General features: G+C 65.6%; 17 protein-coding genes. 12 read left to right on the forward strand and 5 right to left on the reverse strand.

Annotated features, from left to right (window positions below):
- The first annotated feature begins 4 nt into the window (after positions 1-4).
- Complete coding sequence (locus ACOOHB_RS21205) at positions 5-11,848, forward strand: choice-of-anchor R domain-containing protein (RefSeq protein WP_420446766.1); 11,844 nt, start codon at positions 5-7, stop codon at positions 11,846-11,848.
- A gap of 21 nt (positions 11,849-11,869) precedes the next feature.
- On the opposite strand, the gene ACOOHB_RS21210 is transcribed toward ACOOHB_RS21205, so the two are convergent.
- A complete protein-coding gene (locus ACOOHB_RS21210; RefSeq protein ID WP_420446767.1) occupies positions 11,870-12,238 on the reverse strand; it encodes an aromatic-ring-hydroxylating dioxygenase subunit beta in 369 nt (122 codons plus the stop codon).
- Positions 12,239-12,259: 21 nt separating this feature from the next.
- Here ACOOHB_RS21210 and ACOOHB_RS21215 point away from each other — a divergent pair, with 21 nt between their 5' ends.
- A complete protein-coding gene (locus tag ACOOHB_RS21215) occupies positions 12,260-14,095 on the forward strand; it encodes an HNH endonuclease (protein ID WP_420446768.1) in 1,836 nt (611 codons plus the stop codon).
- Here the strand turns inward: ACOOHB_RS21215 and ACOOHB_RS21220 are convergent.
- Positions 14,092-14,337 (reverse strand): hypothetical protein, encoded by a 246-nt coding sequence (locus ACOOHB_RS21220; RefSeq protein ID WP_420446769.1) that lies wholly within the window; start codon positions 14,335-14,337, stop codon positions 14,092-14,094. The two genes, ACOOHB_RS21215 and ACOOHB_RS21220, sit on opposite strands and share 4 nt — an antisense overlap.
- 133 nt (positions 14,338-14,470) lie before the next feature.
- Between ACOOHB_RS21220 and ACOOHB_RS21225 the strand changes: the two genes are divergently transcribed.
- From ACOOHB_RS21225 to ACOOHB_RS21240, 4 genes are all read left to right on the forward strand, one after another.
- Complete coding sequence (locus tag ACOOHB_RS21225; RefSeq protein WP_420446770.1) at positions 14,471-14,923, forward strand: SRPBCC family protein; 453 nt, start codon at positions 14,471-14,473, stop codon at positions 14,921-14,923.
- Between the two features lie 75 nt (positions 14,924-14,998).
- Positions 14,999-15,823 (forward strand): hypothetical protein, encoded by an 825-nt coding sequence (locus ACOOHB_RS21230; protein ID WP_420446771.1) that lies wholly within the window; start codon positions 14,999-15,001, stop codon positions 15,821-15,823.
- A 155-nt stretch (positions 15,824-15,978) separates the two neighbouring features.
- The gene (locus ACOOHB_RS21235; protein WP_420446772.1) at positions 15,979-16,104 is read left to right on the forward strand and encodes a hypothetical protein; all 126 of its coding nucleotides are present in this window, start codon (positions 15,979-15,981) and stop codon (positions 16,102-16,104) included.
- A 43-nt stretch (positions 16,105-16,147) separates the two neighbouring features.
- Positions 16,148-17,041: an alpha/beta fold hydrolase gene (locus ACOOHB_RS21240; RefSeq protein ID WP_420446773.1), complete on the forward strand. Its 894-nt coding sequence runs from the start codon at positions 16,148-16,150 to the stop codon at positions 17,039-17,041.
- 104 nt (positions 17,042-17,145) lie between these two features.
- On the opposite strand, the gene ACOOHB_RS21245 is transcribed toward ACOOHB_RS21240, so the two are convergent.
- Positions 17,146-17,571, reverse strand: coding sequence for a PPOX class F420-dependent oxidoreductase (locus ACOOHB_RS21245; RefSeq protein WP_420446774.1), 426 nt, complete (start codon positions 17,569-17,571; stop codon positions 17,146-17,148).
- A 198-nt stretch (positions 17,572-17,769) separates the two neighbouring features.
- Here ACOOHB_RS21245 and ACOOHB_RS21250 point away from each other — a divergent pair, with 198 nt between their 5' ends.
- Both ACOOHB_RS21250 and ACOOHB_RS21255 read left to right on the forward strand, forming a co-directional pair.
- Positions 17,770-18,699, forward strand: a complete 930-nt coding sequence (locus ACOOHB_RS21250) for a DNA-methyltransferase (protein ID WP_420446775.1) — start codon at positions 17,770-17,772, stop codon at positions 18,697-18,699.
- Positions 18,700-18,701: 2 nt separating this feature from the next.
- Positions 18,702-19,808 carry a hypothetical protein gene (locus ACOOHB_RS21255; protein WP_420446776.1) on the forward strand — a complete coding sequence of 369 codons (1,107 nt, stop codon included), beginning with the start codon at positions 18,702-18,704 and terminating at the stop codon, positions 19,806-19,808.
- An 81-nt stretch (positions 19,809-19,889) separates the two neighbouring features.
- On the opposite strand, the gene ACOOHB_RS21260 is transcribed toward ACOOHB_RS21255, so the two are convergent.
- On the reverse strand, positions 19,890-20,444 hold the full coding sequence (locus ACOOHB_RS21260) for a hypothetical protein (RefSeq protein ID WP_420446777.1): 555 nt from the start codon (positions 20,442-20,444) through the stop codon (positions 19,890-19,892).
- 109 nt (positions 20,445-20,553) lie between these two features.
- Between ACOOHB_RS21260 and ACOOHB_RS21265 the strand changes: the two genes are divergently transcribed.
- The 3 genes from ACOOHB_RS21265 (at position 20,554) to ACOOHB_RS21275 (ending at position 22,104) form a co-directional block, all read left to right on the forward strand.
- Positions 20,554-20,730 carry a hypothetical protein gene (locus ACOOHB_RS21265; RefSeq protein WP_420446778.1) on the forward strand — a complete coding sequence of 59 codons (177 nt, stop codon included), beginning with the start codon at positions 20,554-20,556 and terminating at the stop codon, positions 20,728-20,730.
- 48 nt (positions 20,731-20,778) lie between these two features.
- The gene (locus ACOOHB_RS21270) at positions 20,779-21,069 is read left to right on the forward strand and encodes a helix-turn-helix domain-containing protein (RefSeq protein ID WP_420446779.1); all 291 of its coding nucleotides are present in this window, start codon (positions 20,779-20,781) and stop codon (positions 21,067-21,069) included.
- 651 nt (positions 21,070-21,720) lie between these two features.
- Positions 21,721-22,104, forward strand: coding sequence for a hypothetical protein (locus ACOOHB_RS21275; protein WP_420446780.1), 384 nt, complete (start codon positions 21,721-21,723; stop codon positions 22,102-22,104).
- Positions 22,105-22,496: 392 nt separating this feature from the next.
- Here ACOOHB_RS21275 and ACOOHB_RS21280 read toward each other — a convergent pair whose 3' ends face one another.
- On the reverse strand, positions 22,497-22,664 hold the full coding sequence (locus tag ACOOHB_RS21280) for a hypothetical protein (protein WP_420446781.1): 168 nt from the start codon (positions 22,662-22,664) through the stop codon (positions 22,497-22,499).
- An 815-nt stretch (positions 22,665-23,479) separates the two neighbouring features.
- On the opposite strand from ACOOHB_RS21280, the gene ACOOHB_RS21285 reads away from it, so the two are divergent.
- Positions 23,480-24,826: an IS1380 family transposase gene (locus ACOOHB_RS21285; protein WP_420446782.1), complete on the forward strand. Its 1,347-nt coding sequence runs from the start codon at positions 23,480-23,482 to the stop codon at positions 24,824-24,826.
- Positions 24,827-24,832: the final 6 nt, after the last annotated feature.

Consider the following 24,832-nt stretch of genomic DNA (forward strand, 5'->3'; position numbering starts at 1 on the left):
CTCTTTGAAGCTTGTCGGAGCGGCGATCCTCGCTGTTGCGCTGCTGTTGCCCTCGGTGCTGGTCATCCCCAGGGCTGTGGGGGCCCAGAGCCCGGAGGCGTCCGACCAGACCGTCTACGCCAATTTCGGCATTTCGGCAGTTTCAGAACCTTGGGGCCTGTGGTCGGACGGCACGACGCTGTGGGTCGCCCAGGACACCAGCCCGAACCCGAAAATCCACGCCTATCACCTCAAGGACGACACCACCACCGAAGCCGACGAGTACGGGACCCGCGACGCGGACAAGGACTTCGATGTCCCCTCAGATGAGGTGCACAGTCTCGAAGCGGACGATGACTACCTCTATGGGTGCGAATTCTCCGCAGGGGGAGGGCTGTTCGACTCGAATGCGGCGGGGGTGGTGGCCTGGAACCGGGCGGACCGGACGCGCGCCTCGTCCAGGGACTTCGCATATCGCAGCGGTGGAAGCCCAGACACGGGTGCTGGAGAGATCGTCCTGTGCTATGGCAGCGTGGTCTACGGGGATCACATCTATCTGAGCGACTCGACGAACGAACTCCATGCGTTCCACCTGGTGGACGACCCCAATACCGTCGCCGACGAATACGGCACCCCGGACCCCGAGCGCGCCATTGCGATGCCCATCGGTGGCGTCCGGGGACTCCACCGCGAGGGGGACATCCTCTGGGTCACAAGCCCAGGCCACAACAAGGTCTATGCCATCGACATGTCCGACGGCACCAGGCAGGGGCACCTCGAATTCGATCTGCGCTCCGAGACCACGGATCCGCACGGCATCTGGTCCAACGGCGTAACTTTTTTCGTCGTCAGCAATGACAAACAAGAGATCCACACCTACCGGCCTCCCCAGCCCACCAAGGCACGCGTCGACTTCAGCGGAACCATCCGCTTCTCGGACTTCGTCGACCTGTACCGCCTGAACGATTTTCCCCAAGGCGTCTGGGGCACCGACGAAACCATCTGGGTGTCCAACGACAGCTTCACCACCAACAACAAGATCTACGCCTACAACCGCAACGACGGCTCCCGGGACACCGCCAATGACTTCGACACCCTGAACGCGGCCGGCAACACACACGTGCGCGGGATCTGTTCCGACCGAACCACCATGTTCGTAGCCGACGCGCAAGACGACAAGGTCTTCGCGTACAAGATGTCGGACCAGACGCGAGACGCGGCCAAGGACATCTCGCTGGCATCGGGCAACGGCGACCCGACCGGTGTGTGGTGCGACGGCGACACCGTCTGGGTGGCCAACGACGGGTCCGGCACCAACAACAAGATTTACGCCTACAAGCGCTCGGACGGGACCCGCGATTCCGCCAAGGACATGGATGCCCTCCACCTGTCCACCGGTACCGGGTCCACCAACGCCTCGCAGCCGCGGGGCCTCTGGTCCAACGGCACCACGATGTTCGTCACCGACAGCGAGGACGAAAAGATCTACGCCTTCAAGCATTCCGACGAATCCCAGGACGACGCCAAGAACCTCGCGCTCCGCTCCGCCAACTCCGACGCCCGCGGGCTCTGGTTCGACGGCCGTGCCCTCTGGGTGGTTGACGAAGTCGATAACAGGCTCTACGTCTATGACCTGCCGGGCGGGCAGGATCCGAATACGCCCGCGGCCGGGTTGCCGTCGATCAGCGGCGTGCCTCAAAGGAGCGTGGAGCTGACGGCGGACGTGTCGGGCATCAGCGACGCAGATGGCCTCGACGACGCCGTCTTTCACTACCAGTGGTTCCGCGTCGACGGCACGAAGGTGACCGAGATCGACGGCGCGACCGGCTCCACCTACACCCCGACCGACGACGACGCGGGCAACAACATCAAGGTCCGGGTCGTCTTCGACGACGACGCCGGCCACAGGGAGTACCCCCGCACCAGCCCCGAGGTCGGCCCGGTGAGCACGGCCGACGACGTGCCGGTGGCGATCACCTCGGACCCGGGGACGGACGCGATCTACGCGACCGGCGACAAGATCGAGGTGACCGCGACGCTCGACTCAGCGGTGGAGGTGACCGGCACGCCGCGGCTCAAGCTCGGGCTCGGAGACGGCGACACCAGCGGCGACCGGTGGGCGGAGTACGCAGGGACGGTCCCGGCCGGGGTCCTGGTCAAGAACACCGGACAGAACCGAACTAGTACCGGATACGGTTTGTTGAGCAACATCCCCAAGCGCGCCCAAGGGTTCACCACCGGCGCCAGCGTCAACGGCTACACGCTGAGCTCCATCGGCTTCAGGTTCAGACAAATCACCCCCGAATCCGGCAAGCTGGACCTCAGTAGCCACCTGACCGCAACGCTGAACGCGGACGACAATGGCGATCCCGGCGATGCGCTCTGCACGCTGAGCAACCCAGCGAGCTTCACCTCGAACGCGGTGAACACGTTTGATGCGCCGCCCACGGGGGGCACGGACCCTTGCCCCACACTTGCGCCAAGCACGACCTACTTCATGGTCATCGAGCGGGTGGATTTCGATTTAGCTTCTTTCAATTCGAACGTAACTAGCAGCATCCAGTCGGACACCGGCGGAGCGGCAGACTGGTTGATCGGGAATACCGGTCTTTTCCTGACGAGCGGCGCGTGGAGCCACACCGGTAATCAGCCTTACCTCATCGAGGTCAGGGGCGCCGTCCGCTCGCTGAGCGCGGATGTGGTGTTCTCCTACACGGTGGAGGCCGGGGACGAATCCGATGCCGACGGCATCTCGGTGGGGGACATTGCGCTTGCGACCGATGACGTGGATCTCAACGGAGGGACCATCACGGTGGCCGCGACCGGCGAGGACGCCAGCTTCAGCTATGTCCCGTTGCCCAGCGACAGCGGGCATCGGGTCAATTGGGCTCGGCCGACGCTGTCGGGTGCCGTGACGTCTCTGGACGGGACAGAGGTGTTCCTGACGTTCAGCGAAGATCTCAACGGATCATCGGTGGCGCCCTTGTTCATTGTCAAGGCAGATGGCGCGGCGGTGACGGTGAGCGGCAGACCTACCGTGTCGGGCAATGTCGTGACGCTGTCGCTGGCGACGGCGCTCACCTCCGCGACCCAGGCGGTGACGGTGATCTACGCCGATCCCACCACCGGGGACGACTCCATCGGCGTCGAGGATCTGGCGCTGAACGACGCGGACTCCTTCACCGACCGGCCGGTGACCAACCGCTTCTGGACCGTGGACGCCCCTGCCGAGGTCCCTGCCAACTGGGCTTTCGTTCCCGAGGGCCTGGGCATCGGCGATGAGTTCCGGGTGCTGTTCCTCACCTCGGCCACCCGCGACGCCACCTCTGCCGACATCGACGACTACAACTCTTTCGTGCAGGCTGCGGCTGCCGGCGGCCATGCCGCCGTCGGGGGCTACAGCCACGGCTTCTTCGCCGTTGCCAGCACTGCCGATGTCGACGCTCGCGACAACACCGTCACCACCTACACCAGCCCCGACACCGGCGTCCCCATCTACTGGCTCGGCGGCGACAAGCTTGCCGACGGCTATCCCGACTTCTACGACGGCAGCTGGGACGACGAGACGGATCCCACCGACGAGTCCGGCTCGGCGATTGTCGGGCGCTCAGCTCTTACTCAGGTTTGGACCGGGAGCGCTGACGACGGAACTGTCGGCCCCAACAACAACTTCGGTGCTGATTCGAGTGGTCTCGGCACGTCCGGCATCGACGGCGCCGTAGTCGGGTCGGTCCCCATCCCGTCCGGCGTAGCTGTGGGCAACGTGGTTCCCAACCCCCTGTTTCTCAGCAGCTCAAACGAAATCGGTGACAGCCTCTCCTTCTACGCCCTCTCCCTGCCCTTGGTGGTCGGCGACGCCCTGGCGATCCCTGCCGACTCGGCCCTCATTCCCGAGGGCCTCAGCGGCGGCGACAGGTTCCGGCTGCTGTTCCTCTCCAGCACCACCCGCGACGCCACCTCCACCGACATCGCCGACTACAACTCCTTCGTGCAGACCGCCGCCGCCGCCGGCCACGCCGACATCCAGGCCCACAGCGACGGCTTCCGCGCTGTCGCCAGCACGGCCGACGACGACGCCCGCGACAACACCGAGACGACAGGAACGGGCGTCCCCATCTACTGGCTCGCCGGCAACAAGGTGGCCGACGACTACGCCGACTTCTACGACGGAGACTGGGACGACGAGGCCAATCCCACCGATGAGTCCGGCAGTGCCCGCAGCATCTCCACTATTAAGGGCAGGCCGTGGACCGGGAGCACTCACGCCGGGCAAGAGCACGTTTCTGGCGGCACTTCCTACGCCCTGGGCGGCGACGGCGCCACCGATGCGGTTGCCGGGCGGATTAGCGCCGACGGGCCGAGTGATGGCCCCCTGCACGCCGCCTTTCTTAAGAGGAGCAACATCCGGCCCCTCTACGGGCTCTCGCCGTTGCTGGTGGTCGGCAAGTCAGACGCCGTCAAGCTGCCGCCGGTAGTGGTCCAGCCTCCAGAAGTGGTCGGGCCTCCGGTCGTCGTGACCGACGAGAACACGGTGGTCCTGGTCAAGAACACCGGGCAGAGGGGCACCGCTTTTTCCGTGCTGGACAGCACCTCGACCACGCATGCCCAGGCATTCACCGCCGGCGCCAACGCCGGCGGCTACGGGCTTGGCTCAATCGGCATCTGGTTGCACAATGTCGCCGATACCTCGACAGCCGGCGACCACCTGACGGTAACGCTGAACACGGACGACAACGGCAATCCCGGCAGTGCGCTGTGCACGCTGGGGGACCCGACGAGCTTCGCCTCGAAAGGGTTGCACACGTTTAAGGCGCCGGCAGCGGGGTGCCCGAGGCTTGCGGCGAGCAGGACCTACTTCGTGGTCATCGAGCGGGTGATCAGCACCGCAGACGCCATCTCCTGGCGGGTAACCAGCAGCCCCGACGAGGACGCCGGCGCCGCGTCGGGCTGGTCTGTCTGGGACGACCTGCACTACATAGCCAGCGACAATTCGTGGAGTAAGGGCCTCGATCAGTCACACCTGATCGAGGTCAACGGCGCCGCGGTAGATGTCACGCCGCCGGAAGTAGTCGAGCCGCCGCCGTATCTGGCGCCTGGGGAGGTCCCTGTGGACTGGAGCCTCAAGCCCGCGGGTCTGGAGGCTGGGGACCGGTTCCGGCTGCTGTTCCTGTCGAGCACGCAGCGCAACGGCGAGTCCACCGATATCGCGGACTACAACGGTTTTGTGCAGGGTTTGGCGGGGGCGGGTCATGCGGACATCCAGGCGTACGGCTCGCAGTTCCGGGCGGTGGCCTGCACCTCTGCGGTGGACGCGCGGTACAACACCGCGACGACGGGGACGGGGGTCCGGATCTATTGGCTGGGCGGTGCCAAGGCGGCCGACGGCTACGCGGACTTCTATGACGGTTCCTGGGATGAGGAGGTGACCGTTCGCAATGAGTCGGGAGCGGCGGTCACCGTTACCAGCAACGCCAGCACGGATTCGGCCTGGACCGGCTGCGAACACGACGGGACGGGAGGTCATGACGACGTAGGCACCTCTGGCTCGATTGTTCTGGGCACCACGCAGCCCGGGGTTGGAACGCTCAACTACACGGCGGGCAGTTCACCTGGGCCTTTGGACGAGAATGACAACAAGGACCCGAAGGCGAGCGTGAACCACCTCTACGGGCTCTCGCCGGTCTTCGTGGTCATGCCGGCGGCGCCGGTGGAGGTAGCCGTGGACTGGGCTCTCAAGCCCGCGGGTCTGGAGGCTGGGGACCGGTTCCGGTTGCTGTTCCTTTCGAGCACGATGCGCAATGGCGAGTCCACCGATATCGCGGACTACAACGGTTTTGTGCAGGGTTTGGCGGGGGCGGGTCATGCGGATATCCAGGACTACGGCTCGCAGTTCCGTGCGGTTGCCTGCACTGCGGCGGTGGACGCGCGGTACAACACCGCGACGACCGGGACGGGGGTCCGGATCTATTGGCTGGGCGGTGCCAAGGCGGCCGACGGCTACGCGGATTTCTATGACGGTTCCTGGGATGAGGAGGTGACCGTTCGCAATGAGTCGGGAGCGGCGGTCACCGTTACCAGCAACGCCAGCACGGATTCGGCCTGGACCGGCTGCGAACACGACGGGACGGGAGGAATTGACGACGTAGGCACCTCTGGCTCGATTGTTCTGGGCACCACGCAGCCCGGGGTTGGAACGCTCAACTACACGGCGGGCAGTTCACCTGGGCCTTTGGACGAGAATGACAACAAGGACCCGAAGGCGAGCGTGAACCACCTCTACGGGCTCTCGCCGGTCTTCGTGGTCATGCCGGCGGCGCCGGTGGAGGTAGCCGTGGACTGGGCTCTCAAGCCCGCGGGTCTGGAGGCTGGGGACCGGTTCCGGTTGCTGTTCCTTTCGAGCACGATGCGCAATGGCGAGTCCACCGATATCGCGGACTACAACGGTTTCGTGCAGGGTCTGGCGGGGGCGGGTCATGCGGACATCCAGGCGTACGGCTCGCAGTTCCGGGCGGTGGCCTGCACCTCTGCGGTGGACGCGCGGTACAACACCGCGACGACCGGGACGGGGGTCCGGATCTATTGGCTGGGCGGTGCCAAGGCGGCCGACGGCTACGCGGACTTCTATGACGGTTCCTGGGATGAGGAGGTGACCGTTCGCAATGAGTCGGGCACGGCGGTCACCGTTACCAGCAACGCCAGCACGGATTCGGCCTGGACCGGCTGCGAACACGACGGGACGGGAGGAATTGACGACGTAGGCACCTCTGGCTCGGTTGTTCTGGGCACCACGCAGCCCGGGGTTGGAACGCTCAACTACACGGCGGGCAGTTCACCTGGGCCTTTGGACGAGAATGACAACAAGGACCCGAAGGCGAGCGTGAACCACCTCTACGGGCTCTCGCCGGTCTTCGCGGTCGCCGCGGCGGTAGTCACGCCGCCGGAAGTGGTCGAGCCGCCGCCGTATCTGGCGCCTGGGGAGGTCCCTGTGGACTGGAGCCTCAAGCCCGCGGGTCTGGAGGCTGGGGACCGGTTCCGGCTGCTGTTCCTGTCGAGCACGCAGCGCAACGCCGAGTCCACCGACATCGCGGACTACAACAGTTTCGTGCAGGGTCTGGCGGGGGCGGGTCATGCGGACATCCAGGCGTACGGCTCGCAGTTCCGGGCGGTGGCCTGCACAGCGGGCGTGGACGCGCGGTACAACACCGCGACGACCGGGACGGGGGTCCGGATCTATTGGCTGGGCGGTGCCAAGGCGGCCGACGGTTACGCGGATTTCTATGACGGTTCGTGGGATGAGGAGGTGACCGTTCGCAATGAGTCGGGCACGTCGGTCACTGTTCCTCTTGTCTCCAGCACGTATGACCCCTGGAGTGGCTGCGAACACGACGGCACGGAAGGGGAGGACGGCAGCGGTGATCCGAATCCTCTGGGCACCACGAAGCCGGGGACTGGGCAGCTCAACAGCATCGCTATTTATGGCCCATTGAACACGGGCGGCGGAGGGGATCCGAAGGCGAGCGTGAATCACCTCTACGGCCTCTCACCGGTCTTCGTGGTCGCCGCGGCGGTAGTCACGCCGCCGGAAGTGGTCGAGCCGCCGCCGGTAATCGGGTCGGACCTGGAAGTCCCGGTCGACTGGGGCCTGGCTCCCTCGGGTCTGGAGGCGGGGGATCGGTTCCGGCTGCTGTTCCTGTCGAGCACGGAGCGCAACGGCAATGCCTACGACATTTATTGGTACAACAAGTTTGTGCAGGACTTGGCGGCGGCGGGTCATACCGACATCCAGGCCTACGGCTCGCAGTTCCGGGCGGTGGGCTGTACCGAGACGGTGGACGCGGTCGACAACACCGGGACGACGGGAACGGGGGTCCCGATCTACTGGCTGGGGGGCGCGAAGGCGGCCGACGGCTACGCGGACTTCTACGACGGCTCGTGGGACGAGGAGGTGACCGTGAGGAACGAGTCGGGCACGTCCGTCACCATTCCCTTTAACTCCAGCACGTATAACGCCTGGTCCGGCTGCGAACACGACGGCACGGAGAACACGGACAACAATGGCTCGATTGCCTTGGGCACCACGACCCCGGGGTATGGACAACTCAACTCCATAGTGGCCGCTCACAATGGCCCCTTGGATTTCGCCGATAGCAGTGACCCGAAGGCGTCCCTGAACCACCTCTACGGGCTCTCGCCGATCTTCGTTGTCATGCCGCCGTCGCGGGTGGTCCCTATCGACTGGGCGCTCAAACCCTCGGGTTTGGAGGCGGGGGACCGGTTCCGGCTGCTGTTCCTGTCGAGCACGGAGCGCAACGCCTCATCCACGGGCATCTCGGTGTACAACGGCTTTGTGCAGGACTTGGCGGCGGCGGGTCATACCGACATCCAGGCCTACGGCTCGCAGTTCCGGGCAGTGGGCTGCACCTCGGCGGTGGACGCGGTCGACAACACCGGGACGACGGGAACGGGGGTCCCGATCTATTGGCTGGGGGGAGCGAAGGCGGCCGACGGCTACGCGGACTTCTACGACGGCTCCTGGGACGAGGAGGTGACCGTGAGGGACGAGTCGGGCACGTCCGTCACCATTCCCCACACCACCAGCGACTATGTCGCCTGGGTTGGCTGCGAAGCCGACGGAACACAAGGGATGGACGGCTCTAACTCGATTGCTTTGGGAGCCACGCAGTCGGGGATTGGAGCGCTCAACAACGCCGGTTCCGGTGGCCCCTTGAACCGGAACGATTCAACGGATCCGAAGGCAAGCCTGAACTACCTCTACGGCCTCTCCCCGATCTTCGTTGTCATGCCGCCGTCGCGGGTGGTCCCTCTCGACTGGGCCCTCAAACCCTCGGGCCTGGAGGCTGGGGACCGGTTCCGGCTGCTGTTCCTGTCGAGCACGGAGCGCAACGCCTCATCCACGGACATCTCGGCGTACAACGGCTTCGTGCAGGACCTGGCGGCTGCGGGTCACGCGGACATCCAGGCCTACGGCTCGCAGTTCCGTGCGGTGGGCTGCACCTCGGCGGTGGACGCGGTCGCCAACACGGGAACGCAGGGAACGGGGGTGCCGATCTACTGGCTGGGGGGCGCGAAGGCGGCCGACGGCTACGCGGACTTCTACGACAATACCTGGGCCGAGGAGGTGACCGTAAGGGACGAGTCGGGCACGTCCGTCACCATTCCCCACACCACCAGCGACTATGTCGCCTGGGTTGGCTGCGAAGCCGACGGAACACAAGGGATGGACGGCTCTAACTCGATTGCTTTGGGAGCCACGCAGTCGGGGATTGGAGCGCTCAACAACGCCGGTTCCGGTGGCCCCTTGAACCGGAACGATTCAACGGATCCGAAGGCAAGCCAGAACTACCTCTACGGCCTCTCGCCGATCTTCGCGGTAGTCGAGCCGCCGCCGGTGGTGGTCGATCCCGAGGTCGTGGTGACGGTGTCGTTCGGGCAGGCGTCCTACACGGTTGCTGAGGGCGGGACGCAGCCGGTGGCGGTGACGCTGAGCGTGGACCCGGTGCGCTCGGTGGTCATTCCGGTCACGGCGACGAGCCAGGGCGGGGCGGACGCCGCCGATTATTCGGGCGTCCCGGCGAGCGTGACGTTCGCGAGTGGTGAGACGTCGAAGATGTTCACGTTCTCTGCGACGCAGGACGTGGTGGACGACGACGGGGAGAGCGTGCGGCTCGGCTTCGGCGCGAGCTTGCCGAGCGGGGTGCTGGCGGGAGCGGGGGCCGTTGTCAGCATCGATGATGACGACGATCCGCTGGTGACGGTGTCGTTCGGTCAGGCGTCCTACGGGGTGGCTGAGGGCGGCACTGTTGAGGTTGCTGTCAACCTGAGCGTGAACCCCGAGCGCACGGTGGTCATTCCGGTCACGGCGACGAGCCAGGGCGGGGCGGACGCCGCCGATTATTCGGGCGTCCCGGCGAGCGTGACGTTCGCGAGCGGTGAGACGTCGAAGACATTTACGTTCTCTGCGACGCAGGACGTGGTGGACGACGACGGGGAGAGCGTGCGGCTCGGCTTCGGCGCGAGCCTGCCGAGCGGGGTGCTGGCGGGAGCAGGGGCCGTTGTCAGCATCGACGACGACGACGGGCCCGGAGTGACGGTCTCCAGAGCCTTGGTGAGCATCGCGGAGGGCGGTTCGGGCATGTACACCATTGTGCTGGACAGCCAGCCCACCGCCGATGTGACCGTGACCGTCAACGACCCCACCGACAACGCCGAGGTGACTGCGGACCCGGCCGGTCTGACGTTCTCGTCGAGCGACTGGGGCTCGCCGAAGACGGTGGTGGTGAACGCCGCGCAGGACGCCGATTCGAGCGACGACACAGCCACCGTGACCCACACTGTCACCTCCACCGACACCAGCTACAGCGGCGCCCCAGTTCGCAGCGTGCTGGTGCGGGTGGCCGACGACGACGTGGTGCCGGTGGCGGTGACCTTCGGGCAGGCGTCCTACACCGTTGTTGAGGGCGGCACTGTTGAGGTTGCTGTCAACCTGAGCGTGGACCCGCAGCGCACGGTGGTCATTCCGGTGACGGCGACGAACCGGGGCGGGGCGGATGCCGCCGATTATTCGGGCGTCCCGGCGAGCGTGACGTTCGCCAGTGGTGAGACGTCGAAGACGTTCACGTTCTCTGCGACGCAGGACAGCGTGGTCGACAGCGGGGAGAGCGTGGGGCTCGCCTTCGGGACGCTGCCCAGCGGGGTGAACGCGGGGCCGACGGTCGAAGTCACCGTCAGCATCACCGATAGCGGCAGTGGCAGCGGCAGTGGTGGTGGCGGGACCAGCGGTGGCGGCGGCAGTAGCGGTGGCGGTGGCCGTGGCGGCGGTGGCGGGAGCAGTGGCGGCACGACAGGCCGCGACCCGAATCTGGTCGAGGGCCCGAAGACCACGCGCACGGTGGCGGAGAACATGGAACCGGGGACTGCGGTGGGTGCTCCGGTGGCGGCGAATGATCCCGACGGCGGGAGGCTGAGCTACTACCTCGCCGACACCGGTCCAGACGCCGAGTCGTTCACGATCGAAGAGGCAACCGGTCAGTTGCGGACCAAGGCCGTGCTGGACTACGAGCAGCAGAGCCTCTACAGCGTGTTGGTGGTCGTGGTTGACCCCGAGGGGAAAGCCGACACCATCAGGGTCGCCGTCGAGGTCATCGACCAGGAGTCCGAGGGCCCGTACCTGGTCGAGGGCGCGCAGACCACCCGCACCGTGGCCGAGAACAAGAAGCCGGGGACTGCGGTGGGCGACCCGGTCGCGGCCAGGGACCCCGACGGCGGCAAGCTCACCTACTACCTCACCTCCACCGGCCCAGACCAGGAGTCGTTCACGATCGATGCCAGGACCGGCCAGTTGCGGACCAAGGTGCGGCTGGACTACGAGCAGCAGAGCCTCTACAACGTGTTGGTGCTCGTGCTTGGCGCCGACGGGGAGACCGACGCCATCAAGGTCGCTATCGAGGTGACCGACCAGGAGTCCGATGCCCCGTACCTCGTCGAGGGCACCGAGACCAGGCGCAGGGTGTCCGAGAACCGCAGACCAGGGACTGCGGTGGGCACTCCGCTGAAGGCGACCGACCCGCACGGCGGGAAGCTGAGCTACTACCTCGCCGACACCGGCCGTGACCGGGGGTCGTTCACGATCGACGAGCAGACCGGCCAGTTGCGGACCGGGGTCGTGCTGGACTACGAGCAGCAGCGCCTCTACCACGTCGTGGTGCTCGTGCTTGGCAGCGACGGGGGAGCCGACGCCATCACGGTCGCCATCGAGGTGATCGACCAAGCGTCCGAGCCAACGCCTCGAAGGCCGACCGTGCCCAAGCCGGAGCCTCTGCTGCCCACATGGCCCGTGCCCGTGCTGTAGCGCGATTCCACCAAAGCTGCATCAGATGATGAAGGGCAGGTTTGGCAGCGGCGATGTGGAGTTGACCAGTTCCACTTTCTTGGCAGCCGTGCGCAGGCCGTCGGGTGTGCGTCGCAGGCGGTGTGTCGCCCGTGCCGCCCACAGGCGCAGGTGCCCGGCTGCCTGGACTGCGTGCTCGTAGAGCACAAAGTTGCTGCCGACCTCGAACTCGTCGGCGTGGGCGTCGGCGTCGGTGTCGCCGTCGGTGTCTGCGTCTGCGTCGGCGCTCAGGATCTCGATGTTGGACACGACCCGGCGCATCGACGACGGTGGATCCTGCGCGTGGTGAACGCCGGTTGCCAACCGCCGGATGCGGGCGCCGAGAGTTGGCCAGGAGTTTTGATGTAACACCGTGTGTTTACAGTGCTTGTCATGAAGCGAACGGAAATTCGGAGCGATCCCGCAGGCGGGATGCTGGGGGAGTCGATGCCGGCGAGCGGCCCCGCCGGGCCACCGGCGCCGATGCTGTCGCCGCCTGCTGGGCCGACGGCACCCGTCGGGAGCGAGCCGGTCGGGACCGTGTGCGGGCCGCCGAGCGAGCCGGTAGGGACTGGGCCGGTCGGGACTGGACCGGTCTCGTTGGCCGATCCGCCAAGCGGCCTCCACGGGTCCCCGGCGCCGGTGCTGTCGCCGTCTGCTGGGCCGACGGTGCCGGTTGGGAGCGAGCCGGTCGGGACCGTGTGCGGACCGCGGAGCGAGCCGGTAGGGGCTGGGCCGGGTTCGTCGGTGGGGTCGGTGTTGTCGGTGCTGCGGGGGGCTCGTCGTGCTGTGTCTGAGGCGGCGCGGGTGCCGCTGGGAGGTGCTGGGGCCGACACGCTCACCCAGTTCGTGGCCGAGGCAGCACGGCTGGGCTCGGCGGCTCAGGCATTGCTGTTGGCCGCGACCGCAGCGTTGGAGGCCGACCGGGAGGGATCAGGCCGCACGGCGCTGCGCGAGCACGCCCGGTTGAGCGCCCGCAGCGCCAAGCGCACCGCCCAGACCAGCGATCAGGTCGCCCAGATGCCCAACACTGCACGCGGCCTCGCCACAGGAGCGCTCACAGCCGAGCATGCCGAGGTGCTCGCCGACGCCGCCCGCCACACCAGCCCCGAAGCGGTCGACACCGCTGTTGAGCTGCTCGAGGCCGCCGCGGTGGTCCCGCCCGAGGTGCTGCGCCGCGACGCGCGCGACTTCGCGGCCCGCCATGACCCTGACACGGTGCGCTCGGTGCTGGACCGTCAGCGCCGCCAGCGCAGCGCCGCGCTGTTCATCGACCACAGCACCGGCATGGGAGTGCTCAACGCCCGCCTGGACCCGGTCAGCTTCGCGTTGGTCCAACAAGCAGTCGAGAACTACTGCGACGCCCTGTGGCGCGCAGACGGCGGACGCGACGGCACACCTGATGAGATCCGCGACAACCCCCAACGCATCGCCGACGCCATCTTCGAGATGCTCGCCGACCGAAACGCCCTCGCCACCATCGCCCACCCCGCAGCGCACACCGCCCACACCTCGAACCGCTCCGGCGACACGCCGCACAGCGCCGGCGAGACGCCGCACCGTTGCGATGACACCGAGCCCGCCGACGACAGCCGCATCGACCATCACGCCCCCAGCGGCCCCGAGCCGGGCTCAGGCCGCCACGACACCGCCGGCGGCGACAGCAACGACACAGTCTGTGACTGCGCCCCGGGTCGTTCGATCGGGCGGTGGCGGCCCGCTCAGGCACCCAACCAGCTCGTGATCATCGCCGACATCGGCGTCATCGACGGCACCCGACCCGACGGGCTGTGCGAAGCCCTCGGCGCAGGACCGGTCCCCCCAGCCATCCTCGACGATCTCTCACCCGACACCCGCATCAGCGGCGCCATCTTCGCCGGACCCGGACAAGTGCTGTGGCACGGACGCAGCCGCCGCCACGCCAGCACCCCACAACAGCTCGCCATCGCCATACGCGACCGCGGCTGCGTGCTGTGCCGCAAACCCATGCACCGCTGCGAATACCACCACATCAACGAATGGCACGCCGACAACGGCACCACCGACGAAACCAACCTCGCCGCCCTCTGCGACGACTGCCACAACACCCTCCACAACAACAACCGGCAACTCCGCCGAGGACCCGCCCCCAACAGATGGACCACCCAACCCCGCCCCCACCCCCCAACAGACCGACCGAACACCGCAGCCCGCGGCGATCCTGTGTTGGGGCTGACTTTGTGTCGCTAGTGGTGGTTGGTTTCAGCCAGCATGGGAGGGTTCTCGGCCGAGCTTTGAGGAGTCGTGTTGAGTACCGAGCCTGGTGTGAAGAGGAAGCGGTTCTTGGCGCCGCAGGAGAAGTACGAGATCTGGATGCAGCTCGTGCGTGGGGGGACCACGGTGAGCGAGGCGGCCGCGACCTGCAAGTAGATCTCCCACTTCGTCTCTGCGGACAGCTTCTTCGGTCGACGCCGACCCTCGCTGACAGTCATCTGATGCTCCTTCACACGTCAGCGAGAACACGATCAGACTTGGTTCATTCCTCGGTGGACCCTCCGCGGCAAACTCAGACGCACAACACAGGGTCACTCGGCACGCTTAGGACACAGAGTTAGATACAGCCAGATGCAGACGGGCAACGAGGAGCAGGTCATGGCGCAAGCGTTCTCAGTCGAAGAGGTCATTCACAGACCCGCTGCACAGGTGTGGGAGGCCCTCACTGATTGGTCGAACGCCCACCAGTGGATGCCCGGAATCGAATCGATGACTGCCGAGGGAGAAACCGCCGAAGGGACGAAGCTGACATTCCGCGCTCGCGGCGCAGATCGCTCAAGCACCATCGCCCAATGTGACAGTGGTCGGTCCATCGTGCTGCGATCGGTCCAGGGTGGCGTGACGGCGGACTACGCATACGAAGTCCACGAGCTCGGAGAGGACTCGACTCGAGTCACGCTGGTCGCAAACTGTCAGATCGCGGGGCTGTGGTGGAGTTTGGTTTCGCCCCTGCTTCGTGTCGCCGTCCGACTCTCCGACGGCAAACAACTCAGCCTCTTGAAGGCCATGGTCGAAGGGGACTAGTGCTGTCGGGGGGCGACGTCACTGACGGAAGCCGGATGGAACAGCACAAAAACGGGGCAAAGTATTGTTTGTCGCGTGACATCACAGCCTGAAACGCTCACTCTTGCCGAACTCAAGAGCCTCCTCGTCGATCCAGCGAGCCGCATCAAACTCCACGACGCCATCAGCGACGAGACGATGCGAACGATCGACGCAATTCAGAACGCCGACTGCGAGGGCTACGACGAGTGCCTGCGGGCCTACGAGCATGCCTCTGCCAATCTGATCAAGCTGCTCGTCGCCGGCTCGTACTACTCCGACTGCGCTGACCACGACAAGGCGTGGGCACACGCTGTCCGCCTGCTGGCCAATCGGATTCCGTACGCCACTTCTGACCACGGGACCGCCATCAACCTGAAGCACCACGTCACGCTGCTGGCGATCTACGCAGTCGCCTTCGGCGCCGCCGCTGCCGATCGGATCGACCCCATCGCAAGGATCATCGGGACGGTACGGGCCGAGGAGGACGGCAGAGTCGGGCGAGTCACCTACCTGGTCAACTGCGATCAGCTCAAGAGACCGGAAGAAGCTCCGATCCAAGCTTCGCTTCGTCTGTGGATGACTCTGCGTTCGATGACCGACGAGTTCATCCCCAAGACCCAGGAAGACGCCTTGTTCGACGCTGTGCTTGACGAAATCGAGTACTTGCTCGGCGTGACGCACGGACGAGACACAGCAGAGGGAACCGGCCCGGTGGGGTACGGAGCGATTCAAGTGCTGGCAACCCGCGTTGCACCTGACCGTCTCGTGCGGCGCAATCTGGACACGCTGATCGCGCACGACGCCTTTCAGAGCGTCGATGAGTTCTACATCTGCCGCGACCGGTACAACAGGGCGTACGCGGCCGAAGCTCGGGTCTGAACTCGGCGCGTCAGAGCGCATCTTCAGGCCGTCGGCGTCGAAGTCCTGGAGTTGCACCCGATCCCTGAACAGCAGCTCCTTGGCGCTCGCGCCACGCAGGTAGCTGGCGCGGTTCTGTGCCTCATGGATATTGTCCGTCCGTGGGGGAGGGCGCTATGAATCGATTCCTGTTGAGTCTGTTGGCGGCCGACGCGACCCGGCCGACCGACGGTGACCGTCACGACCTGGTCATGGCAGCGGTTGCTGAGCGCGTACAGGGCCAACACTGCGCCGCCGAGTAGGCAGAGGAGGTCCTAGACCTACGAATCGAGCGGAGGTTTCGGCATGCCACTGGTACAAGGTGACGGAGCAGAGCTGTACGCGGAGGAAGCAGGCACTGGGCATCCCATCGTCTGGTTGCACGAGTTCGCCGCTGACTGCCGAACGTGGGAGGGTCAGGTTCGACGGTTCAGCCGGAGCCATCGATGTGTCGCCTACAACGCCCGTGGATATCCGCCGTCAGATGTTCCGCAGAGCGATTCGGCATACACATTCGAGCGCGAACGCGAGGACTTGCGGGCGGTTCTCGACAGCTGTGGAATCGAGCGCGCCCACGTCGTCGGCCTCAGCATGGGTGCCTACACGGGGCTGATGTTTGCTTTGCGGTATCCGGAGCGGGTCACGTCCTTGCTGTTTGCCAGTGGCGGATCCGGTGCATTCGGGGATACCCGGGAGGCGTTCTTGGCTGAGGTCCGCGCGGCCGCCGAGTCGATGATGAGGCACGGAATGGAGTCCGCCGCGGACGGGATCGCCCTTGGCGCCACCCGGGTTCAGCTCCAGAACAAGGACCCGAGGGGCTGGGAGGAGTTCAAGCAGTACTTGTCCGAGCATTCGGCGATCGGCTCCGGGCTGACGATGCGCAATTTCCAGGCCGGACGCCCTTCGCTGTACGACTTCGAAACTGAGCTGCGCCAGCTCGACGTCCCCGTTCTGTTGGCCGTCGGCGATGAGGACGACCCGGTCATCGAGACGAACATCTTCCTCAAGAGGGTTCTGCCGCGGGCGGGCCTGTGGATCTGCCCACGTACTGGCCATGGGATCAACCTCGAGGAGCCCGGCGCGTTCAACCAGATGGCAGCGGACTTCTTCAGCGCGGTGGAGGCAGGGCGTTGGACACGCCGCGATCCACGCGCCGATCCCGCTCATTCGATGCTCGGTGGCGCCCAACCAAGGACCTGAGCGGGATCAGCATTCCGCCAAGGTTCGGAACGCCTCGAGACTCAGCGGGCTTGGAGGCACCGCCGACGACAAGAGCGGGTCAGATGTCCTCGGGCAGGTCAGTCTCAGTCGGCGACGCCGTCGATGCCGACGATGCTGGTCGGGCGCAGGCGCACCAGGCATTCGCCGGGGCCCGAGTTCCGCTCGCCGAACGATTCGGCCTGATCCACGCCCATGTAGCGAGCACCAGCGAGAGTGGACACACGCCGTAGCTCCTCAAGGTCTCGGGAGATCTCGACGACTCCGTCCACTTTCACGAACGCGTACGGCGGCGCTTCGGTGTCGACGACCAGCGAGACGCGCGGTTCGCGCGCCATGGCCAGGGCCTTGCCGCTGCGGGTGCCAGTTACGAAGAGCAGCTCGCCGTCCTCCACGATGAACCAGACAGGCGCTACATGGGGGCGACCGTCGGCTGCGACCCACGCGAGCTTGCCCGTCCGTAAGCCGTCACTCAGAAATTCCAGCGCCTCGGAGGTGCTCATGGGGCGCATGGTGTTTCCCTTCGTGCAGCGAAACGGGTTGATAGTTCGCCGGTAGTCATTCTCGCTGATCACAGCCTTCTTTGCGACTGTCAGAATTGAGGCTCCACATCCAGAAGGGTGGGTTCTTCACACTTGCGGTGAGCCTCGCCCACGTACGTGTCACAGAGGTCGCTGTTGGTGTCACTGGGGGTCACTACTGTCGGCCATGTGACAGGCGACGACACTCCGGGCGCAGTCCCAGCTGCCCCCCGTGATCCCGATATCGCATTGGCGCGCCTAGTCGAGGAAGGAGTCGTGTGGGGCGATGCTGCCGATTGGCTCGTGTGCCTTCCGGCTGGATCCGTCGATCTCTTCTTCACCTCGCCCCCCTACGCGAACGCACGGCGCTATTCCGAGATTCATCCGGATCACTATGTGGAGTGGTTCGTCCCGTTTGCTGAAGCGATGCTGAACGCGACCGCGGAATCCGGCTCGTTCGTGCTCAACATCAAGAACCGCGTGGCTGCGAGCGGGGCGCTCAGAGGTCAGCGGCATCCGTACGTCTACGAGTTGGTGCTCGAGCTTCAGCGGATGGGCTGGCGCTGGCTCGAGACCTACATCTGGTCGAAGCCAAACGCGATTCCGGGGCGGTTCGGGCCGCGAACGAAGGACAGCTTTGAGTACGTGTATCACTTCGCCAAGGGCAGCCAGCCGTATTTCGACCTCGATGCCATCCGTGTGCCGTACCGGGCGAGCGAGCAAGAAATTGCCCGCCGTCGTCGCGACCAGAACGGCCGGCGAAACACCGAGGCTGGGTTCGGCCGCGACCGACGGTTCACCTATGACAAGGGCGGCGCCGACCCGGGCAACGTAATTGAGGCCAGCCAGGCGTACAACCAGCACTGGGGTCCTGCGGGCCAGCACACGGCAGTGATGCCGGAGGGGCTCGCTGCGTTCTTCGTCCGGGCCGCTTGCCCGCATGGGGGCCTCATCGTGGATCCATTCGCGGGCTCGGGGACCACTGTCGTCGTAGCGCGACGCCATGGCCGTCTCGCAGGCGGGGTCGAGCTGCACCGCGAGTACGTCGAGGTGTCGGCGCAGCGCGTCGCGAGCGATCAATGCGAGTCTGAGCCGGGCGAACTGCGGCTCGCGGTTTGAGCATGGCGCTCTCGGACTCCGAAGAACGGATACTTCGCGCAGCGGGCTCGGATCCGAGCCCGGTAGCGCGCCTGCAAGCCGTCGGTGTGACGCTCGCTAAGCATGGAGAAGATGCCGAGGCTTCGCGCGACCTCTTGACGCAGGGCTACCTCACGCATGTCAGTCCCTCGTTTCATCTCGTTCCGAGAGGCGATTCGATGTTCGCCGAAGACGCCTTCGACGAGGCGTACGCAGCACTCGCGGCGGGCACTGAGAACTTCGCCCACGTCGACGAGGCATCGCTCAAAGCGACGCTTCTTGAGTGCCCAGCGGCATTGGCCCCGCTGCGCATGATCCTTGGGCTGACGCACAACGAGCTGGCGGTTGCCATCCGTCTTCACGATCCCGAGTCGAACGTTGCCGGCGGATCGCTCAAGAGTCTCGAGCGCAGCGCTTCACCGGAACGCCCGACGGCAAAGAGGCAACGAATCGTCGGGTCGATTGCGGGCGCGGTGCTGGCAATGATGAACCGCGACCTGCTGCCTGTTCCGCCACGGGTAGCGATGTACTTCCATTCCAAGCTCGACAAGCGCGACACGCTCAGCGGATGGCAGAGCGTGTGTGACCACACCGGTGGCGTCGCGTACTCAACGCTGCTCTTCCAGCGGTACGTCGGCGGAGTCTGGCGACAAGTGCAGGACGCGTATTCCGAAGTCAAGGGAGATGCCGTCCTGGAGATTCCGCTCCAAGACTTGCTGGATACGCGCGGTGTGCCGTACCACCGAACAAGGCGCGGGGCGGCCGGCGCCGCGGAGACTGCAGCTCGATTCGGTCTCAAGCCGGGACCAGATTTCATCATCCCGGATGACTCCCCAACGCTTGTTGTCGAATCCAAGGTGGCCGAAGACGGCGGCACTGCCCGCGACAAGGCTGCGCGAATCCGAACCCTGGTGACGGCTGCTAACGAACGTGGGCTGAGAGCGTGCGCGTTGATCGACGGCAAGGGGTGGACCGAACGCCCAGCTGCGCTCTGCGATGTCGTCTTGGCGACGCAAGGCCGTACTTACACGTTGTCGACGATCGAACAGATTCTCGAACTGCCCGAGATACAGGCACTCATTGCGGACTAGCGCGATTGTGACCAGCGCTACGGCGTTGGCGGTTGTTGCTCTCAAAACGACAGAAAGAGGCAAAATCGCCGACGGATCTGCTCACTCGTGGTCGTGAGCCTCACCCAGCCCCGCATCGACCGCTTCTCGAATGCCACGCCACGGCACGGGCGTGGCGAGTTGGTTGAGACGGTTGATGCCGAGAGATTTCTGCGAGCCCAGTTCCTGGTCGAGAACCTTGGTTGCAACAACCCAGAGCTGCCAGTAGGCGGGATCGGCGACCTTCGCGTTGTCCGCGGGTACAGGCTCGTGCATACAGAACACGTACACGTCGGCGAAGCGTTGGGGCTGGTCGTGATGTGTGAAGGTGTCGGTGGCGGCCGACCATGACATCTTCTTCTGCGCGATGCCGAAGCTGGTTCGTGCTGAATGGTTGGGGTTCCAGCTCTGGCTACGACCCGCCGCCTTGACTTCGATCTTCTTGTTCCGGTACTGCAGGTCGTAGGCGTCCCATTCTTGGCGGGACATTGTCTCGTCGATCACGCCCAGCGCCATGCCGACGAGCCACTCCGCGAACAGCCCGCGGTTGCGATTGTCGACGAGGTCGCCGAGCACCCAGCGGCGGAACGCATCGAGGCTCAATCGGTCCGGTGACATAGCCGGCGACCGTAATCGCACGGACCTGCTCGGCGGCTATCAGTCTTCGACCAGGGACCAGACACGCTTGACGGGCAGTTCGGCTTGTGCGTGTGCGAAGAAGCAACCCGTGCTGTTGCGGGTCTTTATTCACTTCCACGGCGAGAAGATCGTCTTGCTGCTGGGTGGCTTCGACAAGGGCCGATTCCCGAAGGCGAAGCGTCAGCAACGCGAGATCAACAACGCGCGGAAGCTGCTGACGCAGTTCAAGGAGCGCCAACGCCGAGAACGGCGACTCCGTGATTGACACAATATGGCGAATTTCCTATATTGGTTCGCGAGGAGGGGGTCGCTGATGCCACCCACATACGACGAGGCGGTCGAATCGCGTCGAGCACGCCTTGGTTCAGATGCCGTGGCGCAAGGCGAGATCTTCGCGCAGGCATACAAGATTGCGCTTCAAGTCATGGACCTGCGCGAGAAGCACGGTCTTACCCAAGCCCAGCTGGCTCGACGCTGCAACATGAGCCAAGCGGACATCAGCCGGATCGAGCGCGGCTCGACCAGTCCGACGGCACGCACTCTGCAGCGGATCGCAGACGCACTTGAAGCCGACCTGCGCCTCGTAGCGCGCGCCCCAGCTTGACCCGTTCGCGGCCTACAGCCTCTGCTGCATTGGCAGCGTGCGCCGCACCGATGAAACGAAGCATCACGGGGATGATAGCTCGCAAGTAGGCGGACTCGCAGGTCACAGGCTGTTTCGTGACCGCCGGATTTGAGGCTCCACATTAGGACGGGTGGGTGCTCCACATTCGCGTTCTGACCCTGATACGAGGCGGTTCGGTCGAATCCGGCATCTGTGCAGGTCAGTGGTGAGTTGTGTGCGGCGGCTCCAGTTTGAGTCGCTGATCCGAAACGCTGGCAGGCACTGGTGGTGCCGCATCGGCTTTCGGCCCCACATTCGTGTTCGCGAATGCGTTTCGTCATTGAGGCGAAAGCCCGCTCCGAGGCCTCAAATCTCGCGTCTGCGCAGGTCAGGCCGCGTTCAAGCCGGTCAGGCGCCATGAGTCCCGAATGCGTTTCGGTTTGACTTGTTTGCGGGCATGGAGGGGTCGGATCGGCTGCTTGGCCGGTCGGGATCGCTGCCGAAACGCTGTCGGGGACAAGGTGATCCGGGGATTGCGTCGTCCCAGTGAACTGCTCGGCTCCTGCGCTTCGGCCTCCACGCCTTGAGTGGTATTGCTATGCTGGAGATGCATCGAGCCGATTCGCCGCCGACCGCCAGTAAGCCCTCCTAGTGGCGCGCAAGTCCAGCAAGACGACGCGGCCTCGTCCGGCCCCGCCGCCTCCGCCGCACGCCGAGCGGCCCGCTGAACGCATCGGGGCTGCAGGGGGCCTGTCGGCCTGGGCGCTGGGTGCGCTGTTCCTGATGTGGTTTCCCGGCGGTGCCGGATTTACGAGCGCGTTCTGCGGTGCCGACTGGGACGCGCCGTGCCAGCAGCGGTACTCGGCGGGATGGATCGTGGTCGCCGTGACGATCGCCGCGACGCTGGGGCTTTCGTTCCTGTTCCGCCGGCGGTCCGTGGTCGTGGTCGCCGTGCTCTGCGTGCCCGCGCAGGTCTGCTTCTACGTCGCGTATGCGATCCCGACCGCTGCGTCGATTCCCAACTTGCCAAGCTGAGCGGAGGCCGGCTTGGCGGCCAGCAGCGCTGTGTGGTGCGTGACCAAGGATCGAGCCGCGCAAGCTCGGTCCTTCAGGGCCGAGTACGCCCCATTACACAGTCCGCCGTTCTTAGTCCGCGAGCAGTGCTTGGCGGAACTGCACCGCGTAGCTATCCGGCACGACTCTGAACCTGATGGTCAACGGTCCTTGTTGTTCTTCTCGCACATGCAGACCGCCTTCCTCGGCTGAAATGCCGTTCACCGGCTGACCGGGCCAGCTTCCCCGCGAGTGACGCATCACCCGATTCACGATCTTCCATGCACAGTCCCGCACAATTGTGGACTCATGTGCGCCGAGGGATCGGAAGCTGTCGAGGGACCCGGGAGTCCACTCCCAGCCGTCGTCCACCGTCAGTCAGCGGGCCGGTCAGGAAAGCAGGCTTCGACGTCGCTTCTGGGCACTGTGGGCAGCGGTGTGCCGTCGCGTTCGTGGCGACGTATCTCGTCTTCGAGTTGTTGCGCGTCGCTGGTCGCGATGGCTTGGGTAGCAGTCGAGACGGTGCCGTCGATCACTGTCATGGGGTCATTGTAATACACGGATCGGCTGTCCCGGCATGGGGCTGACCCCCGCTCGACACAGCGCAGCAGTCTTGCTACTGGCCCCACAACATAAATGGCATTTTTGCTATCGGCGCGATAACAAAAATGGCAGGCGTCGCAGTTTGGTTATCTGCCCCTGATGACCCGCCGCTGCCGCATCGAGGGAACCGGGCTGTCGCCATGGCGATGTCGGTCGCCGAGGTGTTGCAGGGGACGGATACGCGAATTCCCGATCATCCAGCGAAGACGCAGGGAATTGCGCCGAGCCGACACTCCCTCAGAAAACGGACTCAGGCATCGCTGAGATCGTCCATCGGTCCCGCAACGTCGACATGCGCCGCCGCGATGGTGCCGTTGTCGTCCAGGCCTGCTGCTCGGGCTGCATTCATGATTCGCTCGGCGACGGCTTCGGCGAACGCTGTCGCACCAAGGAATCCAGGTCAACGATGCCTGATGCCATCGCGACCATTCTCCCAACAGCCCGCGACAAATGCGTCGCAGCAATCCGTGCCGCGGCTCATTCTGCTCGACGAGAGGTACCGAAGCCCCTTGACGAAGAGTCTCGCTGTTCGGATGCCGGCAAGCGCAAGACGCTTCTTGGGCCTGGTCGCATGAGGCGCGCGTGCAACTCGCACACATCGTTCGGCGAGTCGTGCCGCCGCGCCAAGCACTAACCCTGATTGTTCATGAGTCTGGTGGGCTTGGGTGTGTGAGTCCGCGGAAAAGCCCCTCTGATCTGCGACGATGCGTGTTGTCGAAGCACGTGATCGGCAGTTCAGGGGGGCATCTCCGAGGTGAAACTTAGCAGTGTGGCGAACGCGCGTCTGGCAGGCGGCGGGGATCGGGTGGTGTGGGGTGCGGGGCTGTTCGCTTTGGGCGGTTTCGCGGACCGCGTCGGGCTGACCGGGGCGCTGTCGGCGGCGGTGCGGTGGCGCGGCGAGCGGGCCCCGGTTCATGACCGGGGCGTGTTGTTGGTGCATCTGTTGTTGGTGCTGGCCGGCGGCGGGGAGGCGTGCACAGATATCGAGCATCTGCGGTCTCAGCGGGACCTGTTCGGGCCGGTGGGGTCGCACTCGACGCTGTATCGGGCGCTGCGCGGCATCGACGGCTCGGCGCTGGGCGCGTTGTGGGGGGCCGCGGCGATCGCACGCGCCGAGGCGTGGTCGAAGCGCCGCGGCTCGGGTCCGTTGGTGCTCGACATCGACTCGACGCTGGTGGAGGTCCACTCGGAGAACAAGCAGGGCGCCGCGCCCCATTACAAGGGCGGGTACGGATTCCATCCGATGATGTGCTCGACTGCGGACGGGGAGCCGCTGTGGACGAAGCTGCGCCCGGGCAACGCCGCCGCGAACGACATCGCCGATCACATAGAAGTGCTCGACGCTGCGATATCGGTGCTGCCCGACGCCGACGCGGCAGGCCACCGCGCAGGCGACGACGCGGCGCTGGGGGGACGCGAGATGGTGCTGCGGGTCGACGCCGGGGGCTGCTCGGCGCGCATCGCAGCAGCATGCCGGGACCGCAACATCACGTTCTTCATGTCCGCTCGGGCCACCGCGGGCATCGACGCCGCGATCGCGGCTGCCCGCTGCGATCCCCGACGCTGGACCGCCGCGGTGGCGAACCCCAAACAGCGCCGCTCCAAAGCCCACGTCGCGGAGCTGACCGATCTGGTGGACACCTCGGGCTGGCCCGAGGGGACACGGCTGATCATCCGACGCGAACCGCTGCACCCGGGCGCGCAGCGCAGCCTGTTCGCGTCGGAGAACTTCCGCTACTGGGGATTCCTCACCGACGCCACAGCCAGCCCCGCGCGGCTCGACAAGCTCATGAGAAAGCACGCCGACGTCGAAGACGCCGTCGCCCGTCTCAAGGACTCCGGGCTGGCGCGCATGCCCTTCAACGCCTGGGACGCCAACTGCGCATGGACAGCGCTGTGCACCATCAGCGCAGCGCTCGTGCACTGGTTCCAGACACACTGCCTCACCGGACCGCTCAAACGCGCAGCACCCAAACGGCTCCGCTGGACGCTGTGGCACCTGCCCGCGCTCGTATGCGAAACCGGCCGACGCGTCAAGCTCCGGCTCCCCACAGCACACCCCGGCGCCAAAGCCCTGCTCGCCGCCCAGCACCCCAACTGAGCACCC

The sequence above is a fragment of the Candidatus Poriferisodalis sp. genome (assembly GCF_965215815.1).
Classification (GTDB): Bacteria; Actinomycetota; Acidimicrobiia; order Acidimicrobiales; family Poriferisodalaceae; genus Poriferisodalis.

What these genes read in the sequence shown, in the direction of transcription:
- ACOOHB_RS21225 (WP_420446770.1), top strand. Translation starts at nt 14,471, where the DNA reads ATGCAGACGGGCAACGAGGAGCAGGTCATGGCGCAAGCGTTCTCAGTC.
- ACOOHB_RS21235 (WP_420446772.1), top strand. Translation starts at nt 15,979, where the DNA reads ATGAATCGATTCCTGTTGAGTCTGTTGGCGGCCGACGCGACCCGGCCG.
- ACOOHB_RS21240 (WP_420446773.1), top strand. Translation starts at nt 16,148, where the DNA reads ATGCCACTGGTACAAGGTGACGGAGCAGAGCTGTACGCGGAGGAAGCA.
- ACOOHB_RS21270 (WP_420446779.1), top strand. Translation starts at nt 20,779, where the DNA reads ATGCCACCCACATACGACGAGGCGGTCGAATCGCGTCGAGCACGCCTT.
- ACOOHB_RS21280 (WP_420446781.1), bottom strand. Translation starts at nt 22,664, where the DNA reads ATGACAGTGATCGACGGCACCGTCTCGACTGCTACCCAAGCCATCGCG.
- ACOOHB_RS21215 (WP_420446768.1), top strand. Translation starts at nt 12,260, where the DNA reads ATGAAGCGAACGGAAATTCGGAGCGATCCCGCAGGCGGGATGCTGGGG.
- ACOOHB_RS21245 (WP_420446774.1), bottom strand. Translation starts at nt 17,571, where the DNA reads ATGCGCCCCATGAGCACCTCCGAGGCGCTGGAATTTCTGAGTGACGGC.
- ACOOHB_RS21255 (WP_420446776.1), top strand. Translation starts at nt 18,702, where the DNA reads ATGGCGCTCTCGGACTCCGAAGAACGGATACTTCGCGCAGCGGGCTCG.
- ACOOHB_RS21260 (WP_420446777.1), bottom strand. Translation starts at nt 20,444, where the DNA reads ATGTCACCGGACCGATTGAGCCTCGATGCGTTCCGCCGCTGGGTGCTC.
- ACOOHB_RS21220 (WP_420446769.1), bottom strand. Translation starts at nt 14,337, where the DNA reads ATGACTGTCAGCGAGGGTCGGCGTCGACCGAAGAAGCTGTCCGCAGAG.